Source organism: Paracoccus beibuensis (assembly GCF_026162625.1).
GTDB lineage: Bacteria > Pseudomonadota > Alphaproteobacteria > Rhodobacterales > Rhodobacteraceae > Paracoccus > Paracoccus beibuensis.
Map to the genome: position 1 here is coordinate 25,067 of NZ_JAOTBD010000036.1, position 10,519 is coordinate 35,585.

The 10,519-nt window shown below is 66.1% G+C and carries 14 protein-coding genes; 9 read left to right on the forward strand and 5 right to left on the reverse strand.

From position 1 onward, the window contains the following. Window positions 1-19 precede the first annotated feature (19 nt). Both hslU and OC159_RS16680 read left to right on the forward strand, forming a co-directional pair. A complete protein-coding gene (gene hslU, locus OC159_RS16675) occupies window positions 20-1,327 on the forward strand; it encodes an ATP-dependent protease ATPase subunit HslU (protein WP_265502300.1) in 1,308 nt (435 codons plus the stop codon). Window positions 1,328-1,383: 56 nt separating this feature from the next. Next, the gene (locus tag OC159_RS16680; RefSeq protein ID WP_265502301.1) at window positions 1,384-1,563 is read left to right on the forward strand and encodes a PLDc N-terminal domain-containing protein; all 180 of its coding nucleotides are present in this window, start codon (window positions 1,384-1,386) and stop codon (window positions 1,561-1,563) included. Here OC159_RS16680 and OC159_RS16685 read toward each other — a convergent pair. Together OC159_RS16685 and OC159_RS16690 are read right to left on the reverse strand one after the other, a co-directional pair. Next, window positions 1,560-2,168 carry a Smr/MutS family protein gene (locus OC159_RS16685; protein ID WP_265502302.1) on the reverse strand — a complete coding sequence of 203 codons (609 nt, stop codon included), beginning with the start codon at window positions 2,166-2,168 and terminating at the stop codon, window positions 1,560-1,562. The genes OC159_RS16680 and OC159_RS16685 overlap by 4 nt on opposite strands. Continuing rightward, complete coding sequence (locus tag OC159_RS16690) at window positions 2,168-2,824, reverse strand: Tim44/TimA family putative adaptor protein (protein ID WP_265502303.1); 657 nt, start codon at window positions 2,822-2,824, stop codon at window positions 2,168-2,170. Before OC159_RS16690 ends, OC159_RS16685 begins: the two co-directional genes overlap by 1 nt. Before the next feature lie 112 nt (window positions 2,825-2,936). Between OC159_RS16690 and OC159_RS16695 the strand changes: the two genes are divergently transcribed. Genes OC159_RS16695 through OC159_RS16705 form a run of 3 tightly spaced genes read left to right on the forward strand, consistent with a single transcriptional unit; the run spans window position 2,937 to window position 4,685 of the window. Continuing rightward, entirely contained in the window at window positions 2,937-3,476 is a 540-nt protein-coding gene (locus OC159_RS16695; RefSeq protein ID WP_265502305.1) for an FxsA family protein, read from the forward strand. A 60-nt stretch (window positions 3,477-3,536) separates the two neighbouring features. Beyond that, entirely contained in the window at window positions 3,537-4,055 is a 519-nt protein-coding gene (gene secB / locus OC159_RS16700) for a protein-export chaperone SecB (protein WP_265502306.1), read from the forward strand. Between the two features lie 6 nt (window positions 4,056-4,061). Then, the gene (locus OC159_RS16705) at window positions 4,062-4,685 is read left to right on the forward strand and encodes an HD family hydrolase (protein WP_265502307.1); all 624 of its coding nucleotides are present in this window, start codon (window positions 4,062-4,064) and stop codon (window positions 4,683-4,685) included. A gap of 42 nt (window positions 4,686-4,727) precedes the next feature. Here OC159_RS16705 and OC159_RS16710 read toward each other — a convergent pair whose 3' ends face one another. From OC159_RS16710 to OC159_RS16720, 3 genes are all read right to left on the reverse strand, one after another. After that, window positions 4,728-5,039, reverse strand: a complete 312-nt coding sequence (locus OC159_RS16710; protein WP_265502309.1) for an H-NS histone family protein — start codon at window positions 5,037-5,039, stop codon at window positions 4,728-4,730. Between the two features lie 76 nt (window positions 5,040-5,115). Beyond that, window positions 5,116-5,667, reverse strand: coding sequence for an ActR/PrrA/RegA family redox response regulator transcription factor (locus tag OC159_RS16715; RefSeq protein WP_265502311.1), 552 nt, complete (start codon window positions 5,665-5,667; stop codon window positions 5,116-5,118). Window positions 5,668-5,737: 70 nt separating this feature from the next. After that, entirely contained in the window at window positions 5,738-6,364 is a 627-nt protein-coding gene (locus OC159_RS16720) for an SCO family protein (RefSeq protein ID WP_265502313.1), read from the reverse strand. Window positions 6,365-6,454: 90 nt separating this feature from the next. On the opposite strand from OC159_RS16720, the gene OC159_RS16725 reads away from it, so the two are divergent. The 4 genes from OC159_RS16725 to tnpB all read left to right on the forward strand — a co-directional run bounded on the left by OC159_RS16725 (window position 6,455) and on the right by tnpB (window position 10,347). Then, window positions 6,455-7,777 (forward strand): ActS/PrrB/RegB family redox-sensitive histidine kinase, encoded by a 1,323-nt coding sequence (locus tag OC159_RS16725; RefSeq protein WP_265502315.1) that lies wholly within the window; start codon window positions 6,455-6,457, stop codon window positions 7,775-7,777. Window positions 7,778-7,828: 51 nt separating this feature from the next. Continuing rightward, entirely contained in the window at window positions 7,829-9,439 is a 1,611-nt protein-coding gene (locus OC159_RS16730) for a PAS-domain containing protein (RefSeq protein ID WP_265502317.1), read from the forward strand. Between the two features lie 250 nt (window positions 9,440-9,689). Beyond that, window positions 9,690-9,908 (forward strand): transposase, encoded by a 219-nt coding sequence (locus OC159_RS20245; RefSeq protein ID WP_407674148.1) that lies wholly within the window; start codon window positions 9,690-9,692, stop codon window positions 9,906-9,908. A gap of 82 nt (window positions 9,909-9,990) precedes the next feature. Then, window positions 9,991-10,347 (forward strand): IS66 family insertion sequence element accessory protein TnpB, encoded by a 357-nt coding sequence (gene tnpB / locus OC159_RS16735; protein ID WP_265502318.1) that lies wholly within the window; start codon window positions 9,991-9,993, stop codon window positions 10,345-10,347. Window positions 10,348-10,519 lie beyond the last annotated feature (172 nt).

A 10,519-nucleotide genomic window follows, 5' to 3' on the forward strand; every position in this document is an offset into this window, starting at 1 on the left:
CCCTGACCGGAGAAAGCAGATGACCGACCTGACCCCCCGCGAGATCGTGTCCGAACTGGACCGTTTCATCATCGGACAAGGCGACGCCAAGCGTGCCGTGTCCGTGGCCCTGCGCAACCGCTGGCGCAGGAAGCAGCTGGGCGACGACCTGCGCGACGAGGTGTATCCCAAGAACATCCTGATGATCGGCCCGACCGGCGTCGGCAAGACCGAGATCAGCCGTCGCCTGGCCAAGCTCGCCAATGCGCCTTTCATCAAGGTCGAGGCGACGAAGTTCACCGAGGTCGGCTATGTCGGCCGCGATGTGGAACAGATCATCCGCGACCTGACCGATGCCGCGATGACGGACACCCGGGAGCGGATGCGCGAGGAAGTGAAGGCGAAGGCCCACCGCGCCGCCGAGGAGCGGGTGGTCGAGGCGTTGGCTGGCAAGGATGCGCGCGACGGCACCCGGCAGATGTTCCGCGACAAGCTGAAGCGCGGAGAGTTGGACGACACGGTGATCGAGCTGGAGGTGCAGGACAACTCGAACCCGCTTGGCGGGATCGAGATGCCGGGACAGCCGGGCCAGCAGCTGGGCGGAATGATGGACCTGTCGGGGCTGATGAAGGCATTCGGCGGGCGCCGCGTGCGACGCAAGGTGACCGTCGCCGAAAGCTATGACCTTCTGATCGCGGAAGAGGCGGACAAGCTTCTGGACGACGAGGCGATCAAGGCCGCGGCGCTGGAATCGGTGCAGGAGAATGGTATCGTCTTCATCGACGAGATCGACAAGGTTTGCGCCCGTGCCGAGGCGCGGGGCGGCGATGTCAGCCGCGAAGGTGTCCAGCGCGACCTGCTGCCGCTGATCGAGGGGACCACCGTCAGCACCAAGTACGGCGCAGTCAGGACGGATCACATCCTGTTCATCGCTTCGGGTGCATTCCACGTCGCCAAGCCGTCGGACCTGCTGCCGGAACTTCAGGGCCGCCTGCCGATCCGGGTCGAACTGCGCGCGCTGAGCGAGGAAGACTTCGTCCGCATCCTCACCGAGACCGACAATGCCCTGACGCGCCAGTACACGGCGCTGATGGCGACCGAGGGGGTGACCGTGGGCTTCTCCGAAGACGGCATCCGGGCCTTGGCGCGAATTGCCGCCGAGGTGAACGCCTCGGTCGAGAACATCGGCGCGCGGCGGCTTTACACGGTGATCGAGCGGGTCTTCGAGGAGTTGTCCTTCACCGCACCCGACCGCAGCGGCGACACCGTGAATGTCGATGCCGACTTCGTTGAACGGCACCTGGGCGACCTTGCGCGGTCGACCGACCTGTCGCGTTACGTGCTCTGACGGAACCGGCGGCCGGGCACGGGTGTTCGGTCGCTGAAATCTGCAGGGGACTTGTCATGCGTTGGCTTTTCGGCGTCGTCATCTTCGCGTTGGATGTGTGGGCCATTGCCTCGATCATCAACACGAACGCCTCGAACAAGAGCAAGATCCTGTGGATCCTGCTGATCCTGGTCCTGCCGGTGCTGGGGCTGATCATCTGGTACTTCGCCGGTCCCAAGGCGAACTACCAGCGCTAGCCCGGGCGGCGCAGGTAGACGTAATACGCCCCCTCTCCGCCATGACGGAAATGGGCGGCGCCGACCTGCTGCACGACCGCCGACAAGGGTGGGCTGTGCAGCCAGTGCGGCACCTGGTGGCGCAGGGCGCCCGGCCTCGTGGGCAGCGGGCCGTGATCGCCGCGCCCCTTGCCCGTGATGACCAGCACCAGGCGCAGCCCGTTTCCATGACATGACAGGATGAACTGCAGCAGCCGCGGCTGAGCTGCAGACAAGGTCATGCCGTGCAGGTCCAGCCGCGCCTCGGGCCGCAGCTTGCCCTGGTTCATCCTGCGGTGGGTGCGGGCGTCCATGCACAGGTCGGCCGCCGCCAACCGCTGTGCCGGGGTCTGGGGCTGGGGCTGGGGCAGCCGTGGCATGCTGGCCGGTGCTGCCTGTCCGACCTTGAAACGTGGCAGCGCCGGCGCGGAAACAGCCGGAACGACCGGCACAGCCGACGCTTGGGGCGTCGACTGCGACGGGTCGATGTCGGTCTTTCCGGGACGGGCGGTCAGCGGCCTGGCCGTACGGGCCACGCGGGCCCAGAGATCCGCATCCTCGGGCGTCAGGCCCTTCTTCCGGCGCATCAGCCCGTCGCGACGAGCTGCCAGTTCGGGTCGTCCTGACCCATGGTCCGGGCGAAGGTCCACAGGTCCTTCTGCTTGCGCGCAGCCTTGGGATCGCCTTCGATGACGTTGCCGTCCGCGTCGCGCGTGGCGGCGATCAATTCACCCAGGAACCGGACCGAGATTTCGGCAAGGCCCGTGGACGGGTCGAATTCGGCCGCGGCCAGCGCCGTGTCGCGGGTTCCCAGATACTGCGCCTCGACCGTCTGCCCCTGCGAAGTGCGCTGGTCGATGACCGACTGGAACGCCTCGGCCACGGGTTCGGACAGAAAGGGCCGCACCTCAGTCAGGTCGCCGCGCTCGAAGGCCATCAGGATCATCTCGTATGCCTGGCGCGCGCCACCCAGGAAGTCACGCACGCCGAAGGACGGGTCGGCCCGCTTCATCGCGACGAGCGCGTCGGCGGTCGAAGAGCCAGCCTCGGCATGGTCCAGCACGTCGTGGTCGATCTCGTCGGCGCTGCCGTCGATCACTTCGAAGCGGGCCGGCGACCTGGCGGGCTGGTCGACCTTGGGCGGCTCGAACCCGTCGCGGGTGCCCAGGACGTTCCTCAGCCGAAGGATCAGGAAGATCGCGATCCCCGCAAGGACGAGAAGCTGAAGGAGCGGGTTCGACATTCGGGCAACCTCTGGGGCAAAAACGGGTCGTTGGTATCGGGCGGTTCACCCATTATGTAGGGAGTGGTCAGGCGCAAGTCCAGTTTCCGCGCCTGCAGGAAAGGGAAAACGCATGCGGCTGTTGGTGTTGTTTCTGGCGGTGCCGATCATCGAGATCGCTCTGTTCATTCAGGTGGGTGGCTTGATCGGCCTGTGGCCGACGCTGGCCATCGTGATTCTGACCGCCATCGCAGGCACTGCATTGATGCGCAGCCAGGGCGCCCATGCCTGGGCCGAGGTTCAGCGCAGCTTCAGCGAAATGCGCGATCCGACGCGGCCCCTGGCGCATGGGGTGATGATCCTGGTGGCGGGGATGCTGCTGTTGACGCCGGGCTTCTTCACGGACAGCCTGGGCCTGCTGCTGCTGATCCCGGGGGTGCGCGACGCGGTCATGCGGCAGGTGGCGCGCCATGTCACGGTGACCAACGTCGGTGCAGGTGCGTCGATGCGCCGCGAGGCCCATCGCCCACCCTATGCCGACGGGGTCATCGACGGCGAGTACATCGTGACCGAGGAGGACCGCACCGCCCGCGCGCCCGTCGACCTGCCGCCCGAGCTGGACGACGACACGCCCCGGCGTCCCGGACGAGGATCTGGCTGGACGCGGCATTGAGGGCCGGGGGCCGGCCTGTTACAGATCGGTCCAAGTCCGCAGAAACAGCAAGGTAGGAACATGGCCGAAGAAAACACTCCCAACGGCGCCGCGCAGCCCCAGCCCGCCGCGCAGCCGCGCATGCAGATCCTGGCGCAGTTCATCCGCGACCTGTCGTTCGAGAATGCCGTTGCCCAGAAGGGCGCCCCCGAAGGCGAGGTGCTGCCCGAGATCACCGTGCAGGTCAGCCTGGACGCCCGCAAGCGCGGGACCGAGAACCAGTACGAGGTGATCACCAAGTACCGCGTCACGTCGACCAACAAGACCGAGGGCAGCACCCTGTTCCTTGCGGAACTAGACTATGGCGGGGTCTTCCAGATCGACGGCGTGCCGCAGGACCAGATGCACCCGTTCCTGATGATCGAATGCCCGCGGATGCTGTTCCCCTTCGTGCGCCGCATCGTGTCCGACATGACGCGCGACGGCGGGTTCCCGGCGTTCAACATGGACCCGGTCGATTTCGTCGCGCTCTATCGCCAGGAGCTTGCGCGCCGGGCACAGGCGGCGCAGGCCGCCCCGGCAGACCAGAAGCTGTCGTAAGGCGCCATGGCCGCGCGCCGTCCCCGGGCCTGGCAGCGGATGCTGTCGGGCCGCCGGCTGGACCTTCTGGACCCCACGCCCCTTGACATCGAGATCGGGGACATCGCCCACGGCCTTGCCTTCGTCGCGCGCTGGAACGGCCAGACGCGCGGCGACTGGCCCTATTCCGTGGCCGAACATTCGCTGTTGGTCGAAGACATCCTGACGCGGCTGAACCCCGGCATCGATCCGCAATGGCGGCTGGCGGCGCTGCTGCACGACGCGCCGGAATACGTGATCGGCGACATGATCTCGCCGGTGAAGGCGGCGCTTGGGCAGGAATACGGGGCGATGGACGACCGCTTGGCGTCGGCGATCCACCGCCGATTTGGCCTGCCGTCAACGCTCCCCTTGGCGATCAAGCGCAAGATCAAGGCAGCTGACCGGGTTTCCGCGCGGCTGGAGGCGATCACCATTGCAGGCTTTGACGAGGCAGAGGCGTGCCGGCTGTTCCCGGTGCCCCAGTCGCATCTGCTGCCTGACCTGGTGATTGACCTGAGGCCGCCGGCCGAGGTGCGGGACAGCTTTCTGCGGCGGTTCGATCTGCTGATGGGCCCGGCCGAACAGTCAGGCCCGCAGCAGCAGCCTTGACGTCATGCGAAGGGCGCCCACCGGCGCCCCCGCTATCTATCGTCAGATCGCCAGGTCTTCCAGCTGCTTGCCCGAGTCCAGGCTCTCCTTGACCCATTTCGGCTGACGGCCGCGCCCGGTCCAGGTCATCGTGGGATCTTCCGGATTGGCATATTTTGGCGCCACCGTGCCGCTGCGGCGCGTCTTGGTGCCCGTCAGTTCGGACAGGTTGAAACCATGCTCGCGCGCGGCTTCCTCGATGGCGTTCAGGGCTTCGCGGCGCTTGCGATCCTCATAGGAGTTGATTGCGCGATCCAGACGAACGCGCAGGTCGCGCATCTCTTTCAACGACATCTTGTCGAAATCGGTATTCATGTTTCTCCGGTTTCCATACGGCTTAATTTACATTATATACAATTATAGAAACGCAGAGTGTTTTCAATAGGTATCTTTATCTGGGTCCGCGCTTGGCCAGAATGCGCTGAAGCGTTCTTCGGTGCATATGAAGCCGCCTTGCCGTTTCGCTGACATTGCGGTCGCATTGTTCGTAAACACGCTGGATATGTTCCCAACGGACACGATCCGCCGACATTGGATTTTCCGGCGGAGGCGGCAGCGATTCCCCACTGGAAAGGAGGGCCGAACTGACGTCATTTGCGTCGGCCGGTTTTGCCAGGTAATCCGTGGCGCCCATTTTCACCGCCGCGACAGCGGTCGCGATGGCGCCATAACCGGTGAGCACGATGATCCGCGCATCGCTTCGCTTTTCACGAAGCGCCTCAACGACGTCCAGGCCATTGCCATCCTCCAGCCGCAGATCCACGACCGCATAGGCCGGAGCGCGCTTTTCGATCAGCCGCATCGCCCCGGCGACGGTCAGCGAGGTCTCGGTCCTGAAACCCCGCTTTTCCATGGCGCGGGCCAGGCGCGTGACGAAGATCTCGTCATCGTCGACCAGTAAAAGCGAGGGATCGGGGCCGATCTGTGCAATCATGTCGTCCATCTTCAGCCCTTTTCATCTGATGTGCGATATATGGTGCCGCAAGCGCGCATTTGAAACAGGTGCGGCATCATTACGCGGCGTCGAGGAAACATCCGACACGTTCGGCCATGTCTTCGGCAAGCGCATCGCGGGGAAAGTACTCGACGGTTTTTCTGCCGGGCATGACGAGGTAGGTATTCGTCATGTGATCGACCAGGTAATATTCCCGATCTTCTTCATCGTGAGCTTTGTAATAATTGCGCCAGCCCTGGTTAACCGCCGTGATCTCCTCCTCGCTTCCGGTCAGGCCGATCATGTCGGGAGAAAACATGTCCGTATATTCCGCCAGGACCTCTGGCGTGTCCCGCCGCGGATCGACGGTCACGAACACGGTTTGGATATCCTCGCCCTCGTCTTTCAGGATCGAGGCGACCTCGGCATTTCTGGCGCTGTCCAGCGGGCAGACGTCGGGGCAGAACGTGTAACCGAAATAAAGCAGCGAAGGCTTGTCGAAAACCTCGGCCGCGGTGACGCGCTGTCCGTCGTCGCGCGTCAGGGTGAAGTCGGTGCCAAAGCTGTCCATCCCCCCGGCCACGGCGCTGCCGGTGCATTGCGCATAGGCGTCGCCCGCGCGCTGCTGCGTCAGGAACAGGGCACCGCCTGCCAGCACGCCGATGGCGGCAGCCGCGCCGATCAGCAGGATTTTCCGGTCCGCCATCAGGGGCCTCCTTCGCGTGTCAAATGCCCGCATTGATCGCGCATCGGCCCGCGGGTATCAAGACACCCGATGTCGCAGCGAGGGGCAGCGATGACTGATCCCGGGGCCGATCCCGATCTTGACCTGACGCATATCGACACCCCCAAGGCCGAACCGATCCGGATGCGGACCCTGGTGCACCTGCGCTGGTTCGCCATCGGCGGCCAGATGGCGGCGGTCGTCGTCGCGTGGAGCATGGGCATCGGCTTCGTCAAGACGCCGGTACTGCTGCTGATCGCGGCGTCCATCACCATGAACCTGTGGCTGTTCCTTCGTCCGCCCAAGCGGACCTCGCCCGGTCGCGCGGTTTTGCAGCTGAGCTTCGACCTCGTGCAGATCTCGGCGCTGATGGCGCTGACCGGGGGCATGGCGAACCCGTTCGCGCTGCTGGTGCTGGCGCCGGTGACCATCGCCGCGGCCTCGCTCAATGCACGCCAGGTGCTGGCCCTGGGCCTTGCGACGGTGGCGCTGATCACGCTGGCCGCGACGCTGGGGCTTCCCTTGCGCGAACCAGATGGCGACCTGCTGCGGATGGAGCCGATCCTGGCGCTCGGCCACTGGGCCGCGCTGGTGATCGGGGTGGTGTTCTTCGCGGGCTACGCGCATCGCGTCACGGCCGAGCTGTCGGACACGTCGAACGCCCTTTTTGCGACGCAGATGGCGCTGTCGCGCGAACAGCGGCTGCAGCACCTAGGCGGCGTCGTGGCCGCCGCTGCGCACGAAATGGGCACCCCCCTTGCGACGATCAAGCTGATCGCCGGAGAGCTGGCGGACGAGCTGAAGGACGATCCGGACCTCCATGCCGACGCCATGGCCCTGCGCGATTCCGCGGACCGCTGCGCCGCGATCCTGCGCAGCATGGGCCGCGCCGGCAAGGATGACCTGCACATGCGCGCGGCCCCCCTGCGCGCCGTGCTGGAGGACGCCGCCAGCCCCCATGCCGACCGCGGACCCCTGGTCGAGATCCATGCCGAGGGTCCGATCATCCGCCGCGACCCGGCGATCATCCACGGCCTGCGCAACCTGATCCAGAACGCCGTCGACTTTGCCGAAAGCCGTGTGGTGATCGAGACGCAGGAGACGCCGGGCGCGCTGGTCGTCACCGTGCGCGACGACGGGCCCGGCTATCCGCCGCAGCTTCTGTCGCGAATCGGCGATCCCTATCTGTCGCGTCGTGCCGATGCGCAGCGTGGCAGCTATGAGGGCATGGGCCTGGGCCTTTTCATCGCCAAGACGCTGCTGGAACGGTCGGGCGCGCGGCTTGGCTTTGCCAACGGCGGGCCCGGGGCGATCGTGTCGGTGCGCTGGCCCATCGACCGGATCCGGGCGCGCGACCGCGTGGCGCTGACCCGTAATCCCACCATCGAAACGTGACTTTCTTAACCGGCTGTTAATCAGGCCGCAGATATGGTCCCGTAAATGTGAATGCGGACGCTGGCGGTGGAAATGAATGGTTTGGCTCTGGTCGCGGTGGCGATTTTCTGCGGCACTGCCTCGGTTCTTCTCGCAGTGGCGGTCATTCGTATCTGGGACCGCAGGGTGGGACGGGGCATCGGCCTCCGCTCGCCGCTTGCGGACGAGGGGCAAGTCCAGCCGATGGTCTTCCTGTTTCGCGGCAGCCTCCTTGTCGATGCGTCCCCGCCGGCGCAGGCGCTTCTGGACCGGATCGGCGCGCCCGACGACGACTGGCTGCGCCTGATGCGCTGGATCGGACCACACTTTCCCGATGCGGCCGAACGGCTGGCCGACCTGCCCCGCCTGGGACGCACCGAGATGCTGGGCCAGCAGGGCCACGGCAAGGCGACGCTTCGGCTGATGGCCGAGGACCTGGGCGACGGCCTGTGGCGCGTGGCGCTGACCGATCCGGGGGCCGAGCATGCGGGCATCGTTGTCGATTCGCTCTCGCTCCAGGCGATGGAGGAAGAGCTGCACCTGCTGCGTGGCGCGCTGGACCAGACGCCGATGCTGGTGTGGCGGCTGGATGCCGAGGATCGGGTGACCTGGGCCAACGCGGCCTATCTCCGCCGCGCTGAATCTCGAAGCGATGGGGCGCTCGGCTGGCCGCTGCCGCGGCTTCTGGAGGCGCCGAAGCAGGTGCCCGGCAGCTCGACCCGGCGCGCCGCGCTTGAGGATCATGGCGTGATCTCGTGGTTCGACTGCCATTCCCACCGGATGGGCGACCAGGTCATGATGTTCGCGCTGCCCGCCGACGCGGCCGTGCGCGCCGAACGCAGCCTGCGCGACTTCGTGCAGACGCTGACCAAGACCTTCGCCGATCTTCCCATCGGACTTGCAATCTTCGACCAAAAGCGGAACCTGCAGCTGTTCAACCCCGCGCTGATCGACCTCACCGGGCTGCCGACCGGCTTTCTGACGGCGCGGCCGACGCTTTTCGACTTCCTCGACCAGTTGCGCGAACAGCGCATGGTGCCCGAGCCAAAGGACTATCGCAGCTGGCGCCAGCACATGGCAAACCTGGAAAGCGCCGCGGCGACGGGCCACCATTCCGAGACCTGGTCACTGCCCGGCGGCCAGACCTATCGCGTGACCGGCCGCCCCCATCCCGACGGCGCTGTTGCCTTCCTGTTCGAGAACATCACCTCGGAGATGTCGCTGACCCGCAAGTTCCGGGCCGAGCTGATGCTGGGCGCCCATGTCCTGGACGGGCTGGACGACGCGCTGGCGGTCTTTTCGTCGACGGGCCAGCTCATGCTCTGCAACAACGCCTATCGCGGGATGTGGGGCGCACCGCCCGCCGACCTGTCGAAGGCGATTTCGGACTGGCAGGGCGCGACCGAGACCGGCCCGGGCTTTGCCGCCCTGCGTGAGGCGCTGACGCTGGCAGAACCCGCCAAGGCCACCGGCGCGATGGCCGGCCCCAAGGGCCAGCTTCTGGGCTGGACCGTCACGACCCTGTCCGGCGGGCGGCGGATGCTGCGCTTTCGCCCCTCTGCCGCGCAGCCGCTGACCTCCAGCCAGGCGATCATGACGGACGTCTCGCCGCGCATTCTGCCGAACGCCATAGGCGCCGACTGACCCGTTCCAGCCTCCGACAGGCGCCGTCTGGTACCTTGTCGGCAGCCCCAGAAAAGGTCTCGCTGCCCAAACCGACCGTAAACGACGGCTGAACCCCACATTGTCTGGCTGAGGCGGTGCTGCGAATAGCTTTTCATCGGCTGATGGAGAGCGCGTTCCGCAATGTGCCAAGACTTCGTTTCTCACTTCCCTGGGCGTCGAGATCTATGCGTCGGGCCATCGCGCGTGGCCGACTGAGGTGAAGGCTCGGGTGGTCGCCGATACGCTGGAGCCGGGCGCTACGGTGGATGCTGTGGCGGAGCGATATGATGTGCAGCCGAACCAGTTGTCGGCGTGGCGGCGGTTGGCGAAGCAGGGCAAGTTGGTGCTGCCACCCGCACCGACCGACGAGCCGGTTTTTGCCCCGCTGGTGGTCTGCGACCCGGCGTCACCGCCACCCTCCCGCCACGGGGCGCCATCTGGATCGTGATCGGTGAGGTGAGGCTCGAGCTGGCCGCGGACACGCCCGCCGTTCGGCTGGCCGAGATCTTCCGTGCCTTCGGAGCCGCCGGATGCTGATGCCGTCGCAGGGCATGCCGATCCTGGTGGCGACCAAGCCGGCGGACTTCAAGAAGGGGCACGACGAATTGGCGGCGCTTGCGCAGTCGATGCTGGCGGAAGATCCCTTCACCGGCACGGTCTTTGTGTTCCATTTCAAACGCGCCGGCCGGCTGAAGATCCTGTTCTGGGACGGCAGCGGGCTGGCGGCCTACAAGCGCCTCAAGGCCGACAGCTTCACCTGGCCCGCCGTCGGGGATGGGGCCATGACCTTGAGCCGAACGCAGTTCGAGGCGCTTTTTTGCAGGCCTCGACTGGCGCCGGGTCCGGCCTCTGGAAACCCCGAAGCCAGCCGTTGCGGGATGACCTGAACGCAGGAAAAAGCGTTCAGCCACAGATGGATCAGGGTGTGATGACAGCATGTCCGCAGCCCCGTCCATCGACCTGTCCGTCATCCCCGAAAGCCAGCGCGCCGCCGTTCCAGCCGTGCTGCGCGAACGGGACGCGCTGCGGGAAACCAACCGGCGGCTGGAGCATCTGATC

Excerpts from the sequence above, each read along its gene's own strand:
- tnpB (WP_265502318.1), top strand. The coding sequence starts at position 9,991 with ATGCTGATGCCGTCGCAGGGCATGCCGATCCTGGTGGCGACCAAGCCG.
- OC159_RS16685 (WP_265502302.1), bottom strand. The coding sequence starts at position 2,168 with ATGCGCCGGAAGAAGGGCCTGACGCCCGAGGATGCGGATCTCTGGGCC.
- OC159_RS16710 (WP_265502309.1), bottom strand. The coding sequence starts at position 5,039 with ATGAATACCGATTTCGACAAGATGTCGTTGAAAGAGATGCGCGACCTG.
- OC159_RS16715 (WP_265502311.1), bottom strand. The coding sequence starts at position 5,667 with ATGGACGACATGATTGCACAGATCGGCCCCGATCCCTCGCTTTTACTG.
- OC159_RS16730 (WP_265502317.1), top strand. The coding sequence starts at position 7,829 with ATGCGGACGCTGGCGGTGGAAATGAATGGTTTGGCTCTGGTCGCGGTG.
- secB (WP_265502306.1), top strand. The coding sequence starts at position 3,537 with ATGGCCGAAGAAAACACTCCCAACGGCGCCGCGCAGCCCCAGCCCGCC.
- OC159_RS16725 (WP_265502315.1), top strand. The coding sequence starts at position 6,455 with ATGACTGATCCCGGGGCCGATCCCGATCTTGACCTGACGCATATCGAC.
- OC159_RS16680 (WP_265502301.1), top strand. The coding sequence starts at position 1,384 with ATGCGTTGGCTTTTCGGCGTCGTCATCTTCGCGTTGGATGTGTGGGCC.
- OC159_RS16705 (WP_265502307.1), top strand. The coding sequence starts at position 4,062 with ATGGCCGCGCGCCGTCCCCGGGCCTGGCAGCGGATGCTGTCGGGCCGC.
- OC159_RS16690 (WP_265502303.1), bottom strand. The coding sequence starts at position 2,824 with ATGTCGAACCCGCTCCTTCAGCTTCTCGTCCTTGCGGGGATCGCGATC.
- OC159_RS16695 (WP_265502305.1), top strand. The coding sequence starts at position 2,937 with ATGCGGCTGTTGGTGTTGTTTCTGGCGGTGCCGATCATCGAGATCGCT.
- hslU (WP_265502300.1), top strand. The coding sequence starts at position 20 with ATGACCGACCTGACCCCCCGCGAGATCGTGTCCGAACTGGACCGTTTC.
- OC159_RS16720 (WP_265502313.1), bottom strand. The coding sequence starts at position 6,364 with ATGGCGGACCGGAAAATCCTGCTGATCGGCGCGGCTGCCGCCATCGGC.